General features: G+C 73.2%; 15 protein-coding genes, 1 tRNA gene and 1 pseudogene. 11 read left to right on the forward strand and 6 right to left on the reverse strand.

The genetic code is table 11. The features are described 5' to 3' along the window. The first annotated feature begins 4 nt into the window (after positions 1–4). Positions 5–238: a hypothetical protein gene (locus tag ACFY0X_RS06030; protein WP_387749426.1), complete on the forward strand. Its 234-nt coding sequence runs from the start codon at positions 5–7 to the stop codon at positions 236–238. A gap of 52 nt (positions 239–290) precedes the next feature. Here the strand turns inward: ACFY0X_RS06030 and mscL are convergent. From mscL to ACFY0X_RS06055, 5 genes and pseudogenes are all read right to left on the reverse strand, one after another. Beyond that, positions 291–704, reverse strand: a pseudogene (mscL, locus tag ACFY0X_RS06035) (large conductance mechanosensitive channel protein MscL); the annotation flags it as partial. 37 nt (positions 705–741) lie between these two features. Beyond that, positions 742–1,032, reverse strand: coding sequence for a hypothetical protein (locus ACFY0X_RS06040; RefSeq protein ID WP_387749428.1), 291 nt, complete (start codon positions 1,030–1,032; stop codon positions 742–744). A 394-nt stretch (positions 1,033–1,426) separates the two neighbouring features. Continuing rightward, the gene (locus tag ACFY0X_RS06045; RefSeq protein ID WP_387749431.1) at positions 1,427–1,747 is read right to left on the reverse strand and encodes an FmdB family zinc ribbon protein; all 321 of its coding nucleotides are present in this window, start codon (positions 1,745–1,747) and stop codon (positions 1,427–1,429) included. Between the two features lie 125 nt (positions 1,748–1,872). Next, the gene (locus ACFY0X_RS06050; RefSeq protein ID WP_387749433.1) at positions 1,873–3,219 is read right to left on the reverse strand and encodes an MFS transporter; all 1,347 of its coding nucleotides are present in this window, start codon (positions 3,217–3,219) and stop codon (positions 1,873–1,875) included. Positions 3,220–3,551: 332 nt separating this feature from the next. Next, entirely contained in the window at positions 3,552–5,036 is a 1,485-nt protein-coding gene (locus ACFY0X_RS06055; RefSeq protein WP_387749436.1) for a potassium/proton antiporter, read from the reverse strand. A gap of 238 nt (positions 5,037–5,274) precedes the next feature. On the opposite strand from ACFY0X_RS06055, the gene ACFY0X_RS06060 reads away from it, so the two are divergent. Next, on the forward strand, positions 5,275–7,992 hold the full coding sequence (locus ACFY0X_RS06060; protein ID WP_387749439.1) for a penicillin acylase family protein: 2,718 nt from the start codon (positions 5,275–5,277) through the stop codon (positions 7,990–7,992). A 73-nt stretch (positions 7,993–8,065) separates the two neighbouring features. Here ACFY0X_RS06060 and ACFY0X_RS06065 read toward each other — a convergent pair whose 3' ends face one another. Continuing rightward, the gene (locus ACFY0X_RS06065) at positions 8,066–8,656 is read right to left on the reverse strand and encodes a 5-formyltetrahydrofolate cyclo-ligase (RefSeq protein WP_387749442.1); all 591 of its coding nucleotides are present in this window, start codon (positions 8,654–8,656) and stop codon (positions 8,066–8,068) included. A gap of 63 nt (positions 8,657–8,719) precedes the next feature. Here ACFY0X_RS06065 and ACFY0X_RS06070 point away from each other — a divergent pair, with 63 nt between their 5' ends. The 9 genes from ACFY0X_RS06070 (at position 8,720) to ACFY0X_RS06110 (ending at position 16,588) form a co-directional block, all read left to right on the forward strand. Continuing rightward, positions 8,720–9,640 carry a GGDEF domain-containing protein gene (locus tag ACFY0X_RS06070; RefSeq protein ID WP_387749444.1) on the forward strand — a complete coding sequence of 307 codons (921 nt, stop codon included), beginning with the start codon at positions 8,720–8,722 and terminating at the stop codon, positions 9,638–9,640. A gap of 51 nt (positions 9,641–9,691) precedes the next feature. Beyond that, positions 9,692–10,612 carry a UTP--glucose-1-phosphate uridylyltransferase GalU gene (gene galU / locus ACFY0X_RS06075; protein WP_387749447.1) on the forward strand — a complete coding sequence of 307 codons (921 nt, stop codon included), beginning with the start codon at positions 9,692–9,694 and terminating at the stop codon, positions 10,610–10,612. A 34-nt stretch (positions 10,613–10,646) separates the two neighbouring features. Further along, positions 10,647–11,993, forward strand: a complete 1,347-nt coding sequence (glp, locus tag ACFY0X_RS06080; protein ID WP_387749450.1) for a gephyrin-like molybdotransferase Glp — start codon at positions 10,647–10,649, stop codon at positions 11,991–11,993. Between the two features lie 127 nt (positions 11,994–12,120). After that, positions 12,121–12,561, forward strand: a complete 441-nt coding sequence (moaC, locus tag ACFY0X_RS06085; protein ID WP_387750568.1) for a cyclic pyranopterin monophosphate synthase MoaC — start codon at positions 12,121–12,123, stop codon at positions 12,559–12,561. Further along, a complete protein-coding gene (locus ACFY0X_RS06090) occupies positions 12,558–13,091 on the forward strand; it encodes a molybdenum cofactor biosynthesis protein B (RefSeq protein ID WP_387749452.1) in 534 nt (177 codons plus the stop codon). Before moaC ends, ACFY0X_RS06090 begins: the two co-directional genes overlap by 4 nt. Positions 13,092–13,129: 38 nt before the next feature. Next, a complete protein-coding gene (locus ACFY0X_RS06095) occupies positions 13,130–13,714 on the forward strand; it encodes a GNAT family N-acetyltransferase (RefSeq protein WP_387749455.1) in 585 nt (194 codons plus the stop codon). 150 nt (positions 13,715–13,864) lie between these two features. Further along, the gene (locus ACFY0X_RS06100) at positions 13,865–14,860 is read left to right on the forward strand and encodes a hypothetical protein (RefSeq protein WP_387749457.1); all 996 of its coding nucleotides are present in this window, start codon (positions 13,865–13,867) and stop codon (positions 14,858–14,860) included. Between the two features lie 92 nt (positions 14,861–14,952). Further along, positions 14,953–15,026: transfer RNA gene (locus ACFY0X_RS06105), tRNA-Ala, on the forward strand. Positions 15,027–15,388: 362 nt separating this feature from the next. Continuing rightward, positions 15,389–16,588: a glycosyltransferase 87 family protein gene (locus tag ACFY0X_RS06110; RefSeq protein ID WP_387749460.1), complete on the forward strand. Its 1,200-nt coding sequence runs from the start codon at positions 15,389–15,391 to the stop codon at positions 16,586–16,588. Positions 16,589–16,630: the final 42 nt, after the last annotated feature.

Genomic DNA, 16,630 nt, shown 5'->3' on the forward strand with positions numbered 1-16,630 from the left:
CAGCGTGAGCGAGCAGGGACGGGAAGAGGACCGGCGCCGGGCGCAGGACCAGGACCGGGAGCAGGAGCCCGGGAAGGCCGCGGCCGCCAAGGCCCGACTGGTCTTCCGGGACCCGTTGGACCAGCAGTCCGGGGACGACACCGACGCGGGCTGGGGCGGTCGCCCCGGAGCGGGGGAGAGCGGTGGACGGGGGCTGGACTGGTACCTGAGCCAGCGCCCGCCGCACCACGGGGACTGACCGCACCACGGGGACTGGGGAGCGGGGACCGGGGGCGTGGGGCGCCCGCCGGTCAGCGCAGCGGCGAGACCAGCGCGTCGCGGATCTCGGTCAGCAGCTTGACCTCCTTGGCCTCGAGTTCCGCCGCCTTCTCGACGTCGGTCTTGCGGCGGGCCGCCAGCTTGTTCATGGGCAGGATCAGAACGAAGTAGACGACCGCCGCGGTGATCAGGAACTGGAGCGCGGCGCTGAGCACCGATCCCCAGAGGATGAGGATTCCGGACGTGACCTCACCGGTCGGGCTCACCTCGCAGGGCCCCTTGAGGCAGGAACTGTAGGACGCGAGGTCCTTCGTCCCGAACACGCCGACGATCGGATTGATCACGCCTTTGACGAAGGCGTTGACGATGTTGGTGAAAGCCGCGCCGATGACCACGGCCACGGCGAGTTCGACGACATTTCCACGCAGCACGAATTCCTTGAAGCCCCTTCATGTCGCCTCGAACGACGAAGTCGTCCTCCGGTCACGGGTGATCTTCCGCGACCCCGGATTGACAACCCGTCCGGCCCAGCGCGCCGCCCTGGGGCGGCGGCAGCCCGGCCCGTGCGGGCCCCAGCGCGAGCGCCGACGCCACCGCGAGCAGCACCAGGACGGGCACTCCGGCTCGCCGCCGCACGGCGCTGCGCCAGCGGTGCCAGCCACCGCACCCGCGCCGGATCGGCGGGAAGCTCGGCAGCTCCTGTCGGGGCGGCACGGCCGGCGCGGGCAACGGCAGTGGTACGGGCAGGGGGAAGGAGAAGCTCGCGGTCGTCATCGACGCACCTCCGGACTGTCGGCGGACCGGCCCCTCGCGGACCGGATGCCCACACGATGAGCGTTTTCGGCGACGTCGGAAAGCCCTTTCCCCAGGCCTGTGGACAACCCGGCCCTGTGGGCAACTCCGCTCACTCGTGCGGGTGAATTCGACCCGTCCGAGAAGACAAGAGGCAGCAAGACGTGGCAGAGGCGGCACCGCGCCCGCGACAACATGGACACGCCCGTGACAACAGGACACGCCCGCGTCGACAGCACGCGCCCGGGACGACAGCGCGCACCCGCCGGACGACCCCGGACGGAAACGCGGAAAGGCCCGCCGCCCCCGCGTGGAAGCGGGGCCGACGGGCCTTTCCGAGGTCTGCGGTCCGTCCGGGCCGGTGCCCGGCGCCGGGTCAGCCGGCGGCCGGAGCCGGGCTGGACGAGGCCGGGGTCGACGCCGAGGAGCCGGAGCCCGACGACGTCGAGGAGGACGTGGACGCGGCGGACGAGGTCGAGGTGCTCGACGACGATCCGGAGCTCACCGAGCTGCTGGAGGAGGAGCGGCTGTCGGTCCGGTAGAAGCCGGAGCCCTTGAACACGACGCCCACGGCCGAGAAGACCTTGCGGAGCCGTCCCTGGCAGTCGGGGCACGTGGTCAGCGCCTCGTCGGTGAACTTCTGCACCGCCTCCAGGCCGTTGCCGCACTCGGTGCACTGGTACTGGTACGTGGGCACTTGTCTTCCTCCTGGCACTCTCGCCTGATGAGTGCTAACGATGGTCAATGATGCGGCATTCCGCTGGAACAGTCCAGCGACCCCGGTGTGAGATCGGCCCGCAGCGCCCGCCGGTCACCGTCCGCTCAGCCCTCGGCGACACCCGCCAGCTGCATCGGGCGCCCGCTCTCCGCGGTCCGCGCACCGGCGCCCGCCCCGTCCTTCGGCGCGACCAGCAGGTGCCGCAGCGAGAACAGCGCGACCAGCCCCAGCCCGGCGCCGGCCACCGGGACCAGGAAGCCGGTCGAGGGCCCGTGCCCGTCGATCAGCTGGCCCGCCGCCATCGAGCCGACGGCCAGGCCCAGCCCGATGGCGCCGGTCAGCCAGGTGAAGGCCTCCGTCTTGGCGCCGTCCGCGACCAGCGTCTCGACCAGGGTGTAGCCGCTGATCAGGGTCGGCGCGATGGCCAGCCCGCAGACCAGCCCGGCGACGGTCAGCGCGACCAGGTTGGGCATCGCCCACAGCACCGAGCAGCCCAGCACCAGCAGCGCGTAGCTGATCAGCATCCGCTGCTGCACCGGCCGCCGCCAGGCGATCACGCCGTACAGCACGCCGGCCAGCATCGAGCCGCCGGCGAAGATCCCGTACACGGTGCCTCCGGCGTCGTGCTGTCCGACCGAGTCGGCGAAGGCGTTCACCGAGACCTGCATGCCGCCGAAGACCGCGCCGACCCCGAGGAAGGTCCCGGCCAGCAGTCGGACGCCGGGGGAGGCGAGCGCCGAGGCCCGCTTGGTGCCGGGCTGCGGCACGATCCGGGCCGGGGCGGTGCCCCGCTGGGCGGCGAAGGCCAGACCGCCGACGAGGGTCAGCGCGGCCTCGGCGACCAGGGCGGTGGCCGGGTTGGCGAGGGCGGCGATGCCGGAGGCCAGGATCGGGCCGATCACGAAGGTGAACTCGTCCGTCACGGACTCGAAGGCGAAGGCGGTGCTCACCCGGGCCGCGGAGTTCTCGGAGGCGCCGTCCGCCGTGAACCGGGCCACCCAGCGGGCCCGGACCATCGCGCCGACCTGCGGCACGCTCGCCCCGGCCGGGACGGCGGCCAGGAACAGGCTCCAGGCGGGCGCGTGGCCGAGCGCGAGCGCGATCAGCGCGCCGACCGAGGCCGCGTGCACCAGGACGGTCGGGACGAGCACCGCGGCCTGGCCGTAGCGGTCGGCGAGCCGCCCGGTCTGCGGCCCGATCAGGGCCTGGGCGACGGCGGCGACCGCGGTGACGGTGCCGGCGGTGCCGTACGAGCCGTGGGTCTGGGTGACGAGCAGCAGGATGCCCATGCTGAGCATCGCGTACGGCAGTCGCGCGACGAGGGCGGGGGACAGGAACGTCCAGGCCCCGGGCGTGCGCAGCAGCTCGCCGTACCCGACGCGGGCGGGGGCCGGAGCTGCGGGGGTGGCCGCGTGGTCCGCGGCGGTGTCGACCGTTCGGCGCGCCGTCACGGTCGGTCCTTCCTGCTGCCTGGTAGCGCGGCAGGGCATGGTGGAGCCCCGACGGCGCCGAGAGTCGTCCTCTCGCGCGTCGACCGGGGTAGATACCGGGTCGGTCCGGCGTGCTGGCCGGGGGCCGGACCGCGGCCGCCGAGCGGTCGCGCCAACTCTGCGTCAGGCAGATGCTGGGGGTGGTCTAGCGGTAGTCATACGACGTGGTCGAACCAGCATACAGTTACGCGCGTAGACGACGCCAGCCCTCCCGGCTCACCAGCTCTCCCGGCCCGCCAGCCCGCCCGGCTCGCCAGGCCCCGAGCAGGCGGGCCCGCCCGGGGGCCCCGCCGTCACCGCCCGTTCAGCCACCCCGCGAGCTTGCCGCCCTTGTCCACGGCCCGCAGCCGCCGCTCCGCCGCCTCGCCGACCTCGTCGGTGGTGACCACCAGCAGCTCGTCCCCGCCGCGCAGCACCGTCGCCTTGTCCGGCACGAAGGAGTTCCCCTCCCGCACGACCAGGGTGACCGCCGCCCCCTTGGGCAGCCGCAGCTCGCTGATCTCCACGCCCGACATCTTCGAGGCGGGGGAGAGGGCGACCGACAGCAGGTGCCCGTGCAGCTTCTCCAGCGGGGCGGACTCGATGCCCAGGTCCTGGCCCATGTCGCCCTCGTCGATCCGCAGCCGCTTGGCCACCCACGGCAGGGTCGGTCCCTGGAGCAGGGTGAAGACGACGACCAGTATGAAGACGATGTTGAAGACGTCGTCGGCCCGGTGCGCGCCCGACACCACCGGGATGGTGGCCAGCACGATCGGCACCGCCCCGCGCAGTCCGGCCCAGCTCAGCAGCGCCTGCTCGCGGGCCGCCACCTTGAACGGGGTCAGCGAGGCCATCACCGAGAGCGGTCGGGCCAGGAACACCAGCACCCCGCCCACCACCAGCGCGGGCACCACCGCGTCGCCCATGGTCTCGGGCGTGACGAGCAGCCCGAGCAGCACGAACATGCCGATCTGCCCGATCCAGGCCAGCCCGTCGGCGAAGCCCCGGACGGCCGGGCCGTGCGGCAGCTTGGAGTTCCCGAGGATCACCGCGCTGATGTAGACGGCGAGGAAGCCGGAGCCGTGCAGCAGCGCGCCGCCGGCGTACGCGAGCACGGTGAGCGCCATCACGGCGATCGGGTAGAGGCCCGAGGAGGGCAGTGCGACGTGCTTGAGCCCGTACGCGCCGATCCGGCCGACGGCCAGGCCCACCGCGGCGCCGATCGCCAGTTCGGCGACGATCGTGGCGATCAGGACGTACCAGGAGTCCAGTTCCCCGGTGGTGGCGAAGGCGACGACCAGGATGACCACGGGGGCGTCGTTGAAGCCGGACTCGGCCTCCAGCAGGCCGGTGAGCCGGTGCGGCAGCGGGACCATCCGCAGCACCGAGAAGACGGCGGCCGCGTCGGTCGAGGAGACGATGGCGCCGAGCAGCAGTGAGGTCCGCCAGTCCAGGCCGACCAGCCAGTGGGCGCCCGCCGCGGTGGTGAACACGCTGACGCCGACGCCGAGGGTGGCGAGCACCGTCGCGGCCGGCACCACCGGCTTGATCTCCCGCCAGCTGGTCTTGAGGCCGCCCTCGGCGAGGATCACCACGAGCGCCGCGTAGCCGAGCACCTGGGTCAGCTCGGCGTTGTTGAAGGTGATGCCGATCCCGTTCTGGCCCAGCGCCACGCCGATCCCCAGGTAGATCAGCAGGCTGGGCAGCCCTGATCGGGTGGAGAGGCGTACGGCGCCCACCGCGAACAGCAGGATCACGGAGGACTCAAGCAGGAGCTGGTTCAGATGGGAGACGTTCACGCAGGGGCACCTCGGGCAGGCATGGGCGGGCGGGGTGTCTGGTGGTGCTGGGGGTGACCCGTTAAGAAGTCGTCAATGCTCCCCTTGCGGATCGTTACGCAGTCTAACATTTTGCCATATCTTTAGCTTGGTCCCCCGTTCACGGTGCCCGGCCGACTCGGCCTAATGTGGTGCCCTGTCACGGCCGCAGGCCCTGGACACGCCCGCCCGCCCCGAAGTCAGGACCGCAAGGACCCAGATGCCCCGCTCGAAGAAGTTCCGGCGCGCCCGTCTGATCGTGATCGTGCTGGTCGTGCTGCTGGTGGCCGGTGCCGGCTACGGCGGCTACCGCGGGGTCTCCGCGGTCCGCGCCTCCTTCCCGGAGGTCGACGGCAGTGTCAAGGTGGCGGGCCTGAGCGCGCCCGTCGACGTCAAGCGGGACGCCAACGGCATCCCGCAGCTGTACGCCGACAGCAACGAGGACCTGTTCCGGGCCCAGGGCTACGTCCAGGCGCAGGACCGTTTCTGGGAGATGGACGTCCGCCGGCACATCACCGCGGGCCGGCTCTCCGAGATGTTCGGCGACGGCCAGGTCGACACCGACGCCTTCATCCGCACCATGGGCTGGCGGCAGGTGGCGCAGAAGGAGTTCGACACCAAGCTGTCGCCGGAGACGAAGAAGTACCTCCAGGCCTACTCGGACGGCGTGAACGCCTGGCTCGCCGAGCACCCCGGCGGTGCGAAGGCCTCGCTGGAGTACAGCCTGCTCGGCGTCGTCAACAGCGGCTACCAGCCCGAGCAGTGGTCCCCGGTCGACTCGGTGGCCTGGCTCAAGGCGATGGCCTGGAACCTCTCCGGGAACCTCCAGGAGGAGATCGACCGCTCGCTGCTGGCCCAGGACTTCGGCCCGGACAAGATCGCCGAGCTGTACCCGGACTACCCGTTCGCCCGCAACGGCACCATCGTGAAGACCGGCACCGTGGCCGGCGACAACTACCGCCCCGCCGACGGCTCCCCGCAGTCCGGCGCGCCCGCCGGCACCGCCACCGCCCAGGGCGCGGCCACCACCAAGGCGATGCTGCAGGGCCTGACCGACCGGGTCGACTCGATGCCGCAGCTGCTCGGCCGCCCCGGCCAGGGCATCGGTTCCAACTCCTGGGTGGTCGCCGGCTCGCACACCACCACCGGCAAGCCGCTGCTGGCCAACGACCCGCACCTCGGCCCCGGCCTGCCGTCGGTCTGGTACCAGATGGGCCTGCACTGCCGGACCAGTTCCCCGGCCTGCCAGTTCGACGTCTCCGGCTTCACCTTCGCGGGCATGCCCGGCGTGGTGATCGGCCACAACAAGGACATCGCCTGGGGCTTCACCAACCTCGGCGCCGACGTGACCGACCTCTTCCTGGAAAAGGTCACCGGCCCGGAGACCTACCAGGTCGACGGCAAGGACGTGAAGTTCGACCTCCGCAAGGAGACCATCAAGGTCGCCGGCGGGGAGGACCGCACCATCACCGTCCGCACCACCCAGACCGGCGCCCCGCTGATCTCCGACCAGAGCAGCGAGCAGCAGAACGTCGGCAAGTACGCCCCCAACGGCCAGTCCGCCCCCGACCGCGGCACCAGCGGCTACGGCGTCGCTCTGCAGTGGACGGCGCTCAGCCCCGGCAAGACCATGGACGCCGTCTTCGAACTGGACCGGGCGAAGAACTGGGACGAGTTCCGCGCCGCCGCCAAGGACTTCACCGTCCCCGCGCAGAACCTGGTCTACGCCGACGCCAAGAACATCGGCTACCAGGCCCCGGGCACCATCCCGGTCCGCGGCAAGGGCGACGGCACCCTCCCCGCGCCGGGCTGGGACTCCGCGTACCAGTGGAAGGACCCGATCCCCTTCACCGCGCTGCCCTGGAGCCTCAACCCCTCGGCCGGCTACATCGTCACCGCCAACCAGGCCGTGGTGGACCCGGCCTACAAGTACAGCCTGACCAAGGACTGGGAGTACGGCACCCGCGCCAAGGAGATCACCGACCAGATCGAGGGCCTGCTCAAGAACAACGGCAAGATCTCGCCGGACGACATGCAGACCCTCCAGCTGGACAACACCAGCGTGATGGCCAAGACGCTGGTCCCGCTGCTGCTCAAGCAGCCGATCAGCGATCCGTACGTGCGCGAGGCCCAGGACCTGCTGAAGGACTGGAACTTCCACCAGGACGCCGACTCGGCCGCCGCCGCCTACTACAACGGTGTCTGGCGCCAGCTGCTGATCCTGGCCTTCGGCCAGAAGTTCCCGGCCGACCTGCGGGCCAAGGACAACTGCCTGCTGGTCCGCCAGCAGGACGACCCCACCAAGCCGGACAGCTCCACCAAGATCGTCACCGAGTGCGGCACCCGCGAGCCGGGCAAGGCCCAGCCGGACGGCGGCGACCGCTGGACCGAGGTGGTGCGCCAGCAGCTGGAGAAGCCCGACAGCTCGTGGTGGACGTACATCGACGACCAGCACAAGGAGCAGAAGGGCCTGGACAACCTGCTCCAGGAGGCGATGAAGAACGCCCGCCAGGAGCTGACCTCGCTGCTCAGCAAGGACGTCTCCACCTGGAGCTGGGGCCGCCTGCACAAGCTGGAGCTGCGCGAGCAGACCCTCGGCACCGACGACTCGTCGATCGCCTCCGGCGTGGTGCACAAGCTGCTCAACCGCGGCCCGTACCGCCTCTCCGGCGGCTCGGCGGCGGTCGACGCGGCCGGCTGGAACGCGGCGGCCGGCTACCGGGTGGACTGGATCCCGTCGATGCGCATGGTGGTCGACCTGAACGACCTCGACTCCTCGCGCTGGGTCAACGTCGGCGGCGCCTCCGGCCACGCCTTCCACGACAACTACAACGACCAGACCGACCTCTGGCTCAAGGGCAAGCTGCTGACCTGGGCCTACTCGCCGGACGCGGTCGAGAAGGCCACCAAGCACAGGCTGGTGCTCACCACCGGCTGACGCCCGTACGGCCCGTCCGGCGGCCCCGTTCCCCCCGAGGGAGCGGGGCCGCCGGCGTCCCCGCCTCCACCCCTCACCCGAGCCTGCGCACCCCGGAGGGCAGCACCGCCAGGTCCACCGGCCGGTCGTGCGGCTCGGCCGGCACCCGCTCCAGCAGCTCGTGCTCGTACAGCAGCACCGCCAGCACCGGCCGCGCGCCCGCCCGCGCCAGCCGGGCCAGCACCCGGTCGTAGCTGCCGCCGCCCCGGCCCAGCCGCAGCCCGGAGCGGTCCACCGCCAGGCCCGGCAGCAGCACCACCGAGGCCTCCGTCACCGCCTGCGGCCCGAGCCGCGGGCCGACCGGCTCCAGCAGCCCGCGCCCGGCCGGGGTCAGCGCGTCGGGCCCCGCGTACTCGGTCCAGTCCAGGTCGTTGTCCGGCAGCAGCACCGGGAGCAGCACCCGAACCCCGCGTGCCAGCAGCGCGTCCAGCAGCGGCCGCGTCCCGGGCTCGGCGCCCATCGAGACGTACGCGGCCACCGTGGCGCCCGCGGCGGCCAGCTCCCCGGCGTGCCCGGCCAACGCGTCGGCCGCCGCCGCGCGCTCCCCGGCGGCCAGTTCGCGCCGTTCCGCCAGCAGCCGTGTCCTCAGGCCGCTCTTCTCGTTGGGCAACCGATCCTCGTTCATCCGATCCTCCTGGCCTGCGCACCGTCGACGCGCAGAGCCTGACACGCGAAGGGGCACCCCCCATTGACCACCCCGCTGCTGGTCCAGGCCCTGGCCGCACTGAGCGTCCCCGCACTGGTCGGCGCCACCGTCCTCGGACTGCGCGGACGGCGGGCGCGGGCCGGGGCCGCCGCCGGGGCGCAGCGGCTGCGCGGGCGGATCGCCGAACTGGAGGAGCGCTGCGCCGAACTGGAGCGCACCGCCTCCTGCGATCCGCTCACCGGCGTGTGGAACTACCGCCACCTCCAGCTCACCCTGGACCGGGAGATCGAACGGGCCCGCCGGGCCGAGCACACCGAGCAGGCCGACGGACCGCGCCCGCTCGCCGTGCTGATGCTGGCCATCACCGGCTTCGACGCGGTCGTCGCCGAGCACGGCCGGGGCCGGGCCGGAGCGGTGCTGCGCGACCTCGCCCAGCGGCTCGCGATGGAGATCCGCCGGGCCGACACGCTCGGCCGGTACGGCGGCGAGGAGTTCCTGGTGGTGCTGCCGGACACCGGCGCCGAGGGCGCCGCGCAGGTCGCCGAGCGGCTGGTCTGGTCGGTCCGCCGGCACCTGCTGCTGGACTGGTCCTCCGGCCAGCGCGAGTCCCGCCCCGCCGCCGGCAACGGCCTGACCGCCGCCGCCGGCATCGCCGTGCTGCCCGAGGACGGCACCCACGCGGCCGTCCTGCTGCGCGCCGCCGACGCGGCGCTCGCCGCGGCCCGGGCGGCCGGCGGTGACTGCTGGCGGCTCTCCGCCCAGCCCGCGGGGGAGGTCGACCGGCCCCGCGGGGACCGCCCCGGACAGGGCGGCCGTACCGCCGGTCACGGAGCGGAGGCCGATCGTGACCCTTCGGGAAAGACGGGTAGTCTGTCGGCCTGTGTCGGCAGGGACCCCCTCGCCCAGCCGGTCGCGACCCATACGCCAGCCACCGTGGCCGGGCACCGCGACGTGCTGTCCTAGCCGTCCGCCCGCGCTCGGCCGGGCAAAAACGTGCCTGAGTAAGGTAAACGCATGACGACGACCAACTCCCGAGTTCCGGTAACCAAGGCCGTGGTACCCGCGGCCGGACTGGGCACCCGCTTCCTCCCGGCGACCAAGGCCACCCCGAAGGAGATGCTCCCGGTCGTCGACAAGCCGGCGATCCAGTACGTCGTCGAGGAGGCCTCCGCCGCGGGCCTGTCCGACATACTGATGGTCACCGGCCGCAACAAGCGGGCGCTGGAGGACCACTTCGACCGTGCCTACGAGCTGGAGGAGCTGCTGGTCCGCAAGGGCGACGAGCAGCGCCTCGCCCGGGTCCGCGAGTCCGTCGAGCTGGCCAACATGCACTACGTCCGCCAGGGCGACCCGAAGGGCCTCGGCCACGCCGTCTCGGTCGCCGAGCAGCACGTCGCCGGCCAGCCCTTCGCCGTCCTGCTCGGCGACGACCTGATCGACCCGCGTGACCCGCTGCTCTCCCGGATGATCGAGGTGCAGCAGCAGCTCGGCGGCTCGGTCGTCGCCCTGATGGAGGTCGACCCCTCCCAGATCCACCTCTACGGCTGCGCCGCCGTCAAGGCCAACGGCTTCGGCGAGGACGTCTTCCAGGTGACCGACCTGGTCGAGAAGCCGGAGCCCGGCGAGGCCCCGTCCAACTACGCCGTGATCGGCCGCTACGTGCTCGACCCGCTGGTGTTCGACGTGCTGCGGGAGACCCTGCCCGGCCGCGGCGGCGAGATCCAGCTCACCGACGCCCTGCGCGAGCTGACCGACCGCGAGGCCGCGGACGGCGGCCAGGTGCACGGCGTGCTCTTCAAGGGCCGCCGCTACGACACCGGCGACCGCGCCGACTACCTGCGCGCTATCGTCCGTCTGGCCGCCGAACGCGAGGACCTGGGCCCGGAGTTCCGCTCCTGGCTGCGGGAGTTCGTCGGCTCCGAGATGCAGGCCTGACGCAGGACCGACCACGACAGAGAGCGAGTCGCCGATGACCGGGTCCACCGAGCACAGCACCACGCCCAGCGCCTGCTGCGACGCCGGAGCGGACCCGGCCCCGGCGGCCCCCCGCCTCTGGACCGTGGACGAGCACCTCGCCGACGTGCTGGCCTCGGTCCGCCCGCTGCCCGCGATCGAGCTCGGACTGCTCGACGCCCAGGGCTGCCGGCTCGACGAGGACGTGGTCGCCGACGGCGACCTGCCGCCCTTCGACAACAGCTCGATGGACGGCTACGCGGTCCGCACCGCCGACACCGAGGGCGCCACCGACACCTACCCGTCGGTGCTCACGGTGGTCGGCGACATCGCCGCCGGCGCCGACGAGCTGCCCAGGGTCGGCCCCGGCCAGGCCGCCCGGATCATGACCGGCGCCCCGCTGCCGCCCGGTGCCCGGGCCGTCGCCCCGGTCGAGTGGACCGACGGCGGCACCGGCACCGGGGTGGCCGCCGCCGCGATGACCGCGCCGGTCCCGGACGAGGAGGTCCGGGTCCTGCGCCCGGTCGCCGAGGGCGCGCACATCCGCCGCCGCGGCAGCGACGTCGCGGCCGGCACCCGGGTGCTGGAGGCCGGCACCCGGCTCGGCCCCGCCCAGCTCGGCCTGCTCGCCGCGATCGGCCGCCCCACCGTGAAGGTCCGCCCGCGCCCGCGGGTCGTGGTGCTGTCCACCGGCAGCGAGCTGGTCCAGCCCGGCGAACCGGTCGGCCCCGGGCGGATCGCCGACTCCAACAGCTTCACCCTCACCGCGGCCGCCCGGGAGGCCGGCGCCATCGCCTACCGGGTCGGCGCCGTCCCGGACGACGCCGACCGGCTGCGCGCCGTCCTGGACGAGCAGCTCGGCCGGGCCGACCTGATCGTCACCAGCGGCGGGGTCAGCGTCGGCGCGTACGACGTGGTCAAGGAGGTCTTCGAGACCTACGGCGGAGCCGCCGACGTCGAGTTCCGCAAGCTGCGGATGCAGCCCGGCAAGCCGCAGGGCTTCGGCCGGATCGGCGGGGCACCCGGGGTGCCGCTGCTCGCCCTGCCCGGCAACCCGGTGAGCGCCTACATCTCCTTCGAGCTCTTCGTCCGCCCGGTCATCCGCACCATGCTCGGCGCCGCCGACGTGCACCGCCCGGTCGTCCGCGCGCTCTGCCCGGCGGCGCTGCGCTCCCCGGCCGGCCGCCGGCAGTTCCTGCGCGGCCGCTACTCGGCCGCGGACGGCACGGTCGAGCCGGTGGGCGGCGCCGGGTCGCACCTGGTCGGCGCGCTGGCCCGGGCGAACTGTCTGATCACCGTCCCCGAGGACACCACCGAACTGCCCGCCGGCAGCGAGGTGGACGTGGTGTTGCTGGACTCCTGATCGGCCCCGAGGACCTGGGAACGGTACGGTAGCGCGGTATTCGACCTGCGCGCCCCTGGAGTTACCCGTGACGACACCTCCCCCCGGCGACCGCCTCACCCACGTCGACGACCAGGGCGCGGCCCGGATGGTCGACGTCTCCGAGAAGGCCACCACCGCGCGCACCGCCGTCGCGGCCGGCCGGGTGCGGGTCTCCCCGCAGGTGGTCGAGCTGCTGCGCGGCGAGGGTGTGCCCAAGGGCGACGCCCTCGCGGTGGCCCGGATCGCCGGGATCATGGGCGCCAAGAAGACCCCGGACCTGATCCCGCTCTGCCACCCGATCGCGGTCTCCGGCGTCAAGGTCGACCTCGCCGTCGCGGACGACGCGGTGGAGATCACCGCCACCGTGAAGACCGCCGACCGCACCGGCGTCGAGATGGAGGCGCTGACCGCCGTCGCGGTGGCCGGGCTGACCGTCGTCGACATGGTCAAGGCGGTGGACAAGGGCGCCACGATCGAGTCGGTCCGGGTGCTGAGCAAGACCGGCGGCAAGAGCGGCGACTGGTTCGCCCCGGAGGTGGACGCGTGACGGGCACGGCGGGGAGGGCGCTGGCCGTCACCGTGTCCAACCGGGCCTCGGCCGGGGTCTACGAGGACCGGGGCGGCCCGCTGCTGGTGGCCGGCCTGACCGCGATGGGCTTCGCCGCCGACGGCCCCCGGGTCGTCCCGGACGGCGAGCCGGTGGAGGCCGTGCTGCGCGAGGCCGTCGCGGCCGGTTACGACGTGGTGCTGACCACCGGCGGCACCGGCATCTCGCCGATGGACCTCACCCCCGAGATGACCGCCCGGGTGATCGACCGCCAGATCCCCGGCATCGCCGAGGCCGTCCGCGCGTACGGCCGGGAGAAGGTGCCCACCTCGGCGCTCTCCCGCGGGCTCGCCGGGCTCGCCGGACGTACCCTGATCGTCAACCTGCCGGGCTCGACCGGCGGCGTCAAGGACGGCCTGGCCGTCCTGGAGCCGCTGCTCGCCCACGCCGTCGACCAGCTCGGCGGCGGGGACCACCCCCGGACCGACGCCCCGGACCCCGGGGCTCCAGCATCCAGGAGAGGGCACTGAACGCCGGCTGGCCGGTAGAACTCCACGAGGGGGAGGTCGTGCTGCGCCCGATCCGGGCCCGCGACCAGCGCGAGTGGCAGGAGGTGAGCCGCCGCAACCGGGACTGGCTGCGCCGCTGGGAGGCCACCGTGCCGCCCGGCGCGGCGGGCCAGGCGGCCGGGTCCCGGCCGACGTACCGGCAGATGGTCCGCTTCCTGCGCGGCGAGGCCTCGGCCGGCCGGATGCTGCCCTTCGTCGTGCTCTACAAGGGCCGGCTGGTCGGCCAGTTGACCGTCGGCGGGATCACCTGGGGGTCGATGTGCTCGGCGAACATCGGGTACTGGGTGGACGAGTCGGTGGCCGGCCGGGGCATCATCCCGACCGCCGTGGCGCTGTCGGTGAACTACTGCTTCCGCACGCTCGGACTGCACCGGATCGAGGTCTGCATCCGCCCGGAGAACGCCCCGAGCCGGCGGGTGGTGGAAAAGCTCGGCTTCCGCTCGGAGGGAATCCGTCCGCGCTATCTCCACATCGACGGGGACTGGCGCGACCACCTCGTGTACGCGCTGACCGACGAGGAGGTCCCGGAGGGGATGCTGGAGCGCTGGCGGGCGCTCAGTTCCGGGCGCGGGCTGAGTAATTGAATATATGTTCGAAAGAAATATCGATATGGCATCGGCGGGGCACCGGACCCCCACAAATGGCGGCAAAATAGTCGGAGAATCAGCTTGATCACACGACACGCCGTGCCAAATTGCTGCCAGGCCTTCCCCGGCGCCCGTACGGTGTGAATCGTGAGCAGTAGCGGCCTTATCTACGCCGTCATCGTAGGGGCCTGGGCCGCCTATCTGGTGCCGATGTGGCTCCGCAGGCAGGACGAACTCAACGAGGCGCGCCCGACGGAACGCTTCAGCACCGCCATCCGCCTGCTGGCCGGGCGTTCGGCGCTGGAGCGGCGGGCAGCCCGGGCCCTGGGCGACGAACCGCGTGACGACGAGCAGAGCGACGACGGTCCTCCCGAACGGGACGGGACCGCCTCCGACGACCCCGCACGGGAGCCCGAACCCCCGGCGCAGCGTCCGGCCGAGCGGCCGGTCCCCGAGTCGAGGGCCGGCACCGAGCGCCGGGCGCAGCTGCTGGCCCGCCGGCGCCGGATGGTCACCGCCCTGTTCCTCTCCTTCGCGCTCGGCGCGGTGGTCGCCGCGGTGGCCGGACTGGCCTTCCTCTGGGTCCCGGCGGTCCCGGCGGTGCTCCTCACCCTGTACATCGGCCACCTGCGCAAGCTGGAGCGCCAGCGGTACGAGGTGAAGCTCGACCGGGTCCGGGCCGCCCAGGCGGCCGAGCGGCTGCGCAAGCGCGAGCAGCAGCGGGCCGGGGCCCCGGCTCCCGGCGCGGCCCCGGCCGAGGCCTCCGCCGAGCCGGCTCCGGCCGCGCCCGCCGAGGAGCGGGCCGTCCGCCGTCCGCACCTGCGGCTGGCGGCCGACCCGGAGCAGGCCACCGTCTCGGTGCCCTCCGCCTCCGCGGTGGCCGAGGCGACCGAGCACGAGGAGTGGGTGGACGGCATGCGCGAGCGCGGTGCGGCCGGCCCGGACTCCTGGGAGCCGGTGCCCGTCCCGCTGCCGACCTACGTGACCGCCCCGGTCGCGCCCCGGGTCTCCCGCGGCCTCGACCTGTCGGCGCCCGGCACCTGGACCGCGGGCCGCCCCGCCGAACCCCGCAAGACCCCGCTCTTCGACCAGTACGCCGACCCCCAGGCCCCCGAATCGCGCCCGCGCGCGGCCAACGAGTAGCCCGGGGGAGGCCCCGGCCACCCCCCGACCGGCACCGCGATCCGGGGGTGGTCACAGGCCCCCTCCGAAAGGTGCTAGAGTTTCTTCTCGTTGGGGCTGTGGCGCAGTCCGGTAGCGCACCTCGTTCGCATCGAGGGGGTCAGGGGTTCGAATCCCCTCAGCTCCACCCAACGGACCGGCTCAGGCCGGTCGACGAAATCCCGCCGGGAGGCAACTCCCGGCGGGATTTCGCGTTTTGGGTCCCCGGGCCGGTGCCGGGCCCGACCGCGGGCCGCCCCCCGACCGGATGTGGGGCGGATCACATCACCCTTCCGGGCCCGTTTCTGACGCGGTTTGGGGCTCAGGGGGGTCGGTTATGGTGGGTGGGCCCAGACGCTGACGAGGGAACGATCTGGTCTATCTCAACGGGGTGCCATCGCGGTGCGCGAGCTCGGTCTGAAACGGTGGGGGCGGCGGACGGGCCCGGAGGAATCCGGCGGCGCGGCGGAAACCGGAAGACCGAGTCCCCGGACCCTCCAGGCGGCCTGCGTGGCGGCGGTGTCACTGGCGGTGTTCGCCTGGTTCCGGCACACCCACGGGGCCACCATGGTCGACATGCTGGTCTACCGGGCCGAGGGCCAGGCCGTCGTCCGCGGCGAGGACCTGTACGCGATGCGGCTGCCCGGCTGGGACCTGCCGGCCACCTACCCGCCGTTCGCGGCGATGCTCTTCGTGCCGAGCACCTGGTTCGACGTGAGCACCCTGCGCGTCCTGGTGATGCTCCTCAACTACGCGCTGCTCGCCGCGGCCGTGCACCTGTCGCTCAAGCTGGCCGGCTGGCCCAGGCAGCACCGCGCGGCCGTGGTGGTCCTGGCGACCGGCCTCGGCATCTGGCTGGAGCCGGTCTTCACCACCTTCCAGTACGGCCAGGTCAACCTGGGCATCCTCTGCCTGGTCCTGTGGGACCTGACCCGCTCGGACCGCGACCGCTTCAAGGGCGTGGGCATCGGCCTGGCCACCGCCATCAAGATCACCCCCGGCCTGTTCGCCGTCTACCTCTTCCTGACCGGGCGGGTCCGGGCCGCGCTGGTCTCGGCCGGCACCTTCCTGGCGGCGGGCCTGATCGGCTGGGCCCTGCTGCCGGACGCCTCGTACGGGTTCTGGACCGACTACCTCTGGGACCCGAGCCGGGTCGGGGTGACCGTCCTGGTGGACAACCAGTCGCTGCGCGGTGCCGTCTGCCGACTGCTCGACGTCAACGACCCGGGCCTGGTCGGGCTCGTCGCCTCGGCGCTGGTCGGGGCGGGCGGGCTCGGGGTGGCGGTGCTGGCCGGGCGCTCGGCGCGGGTGCTGCGGCGGGCCGACGCCTGGGGCGCGGTCTGCGCCGCCCTCACCGCGCTGCTGGTCTCGCCGATCAGCTGGACCCACCACTGGGTCTGGTGCGTCCCGCTCCTCGCCCTGCTGGCGGTGGAGGCCAGGACCACGGCCCGGAAGGTGCTGTTCGGCCTGGCCCTGCTGGTGTTCCTCTCCCACGTCATGTGGACGGTGCCGCACCGCTGGGGCCGCGGGGTCGCCTGGTACTGGCAGCTGCCCGGGGCGATCTACCCGCCGATCGCGATCGCCGTCCTGGTCGTCGTGGGCCTACGGCTGCGCCGCGCCCGGCGACAGGCCGTGGACGCCACCGGCGGGGCCCGGGCCCTGGCGGCCGACAGGCCGGACCGCGACCCCGAGCTGACGAACCGGACCTGACGGCCCGGACCCACGGACCCAGACCGGACGGATCAGACCTGA

This window comes from Kitasatospora sp. NPDC001547 (assembly GCF_042894165.1).
GTDB lineage: Bacteria > Actinomycetota > Actinomycetes > Streptomycetales > Streptomycetaceae > Kitasatospora.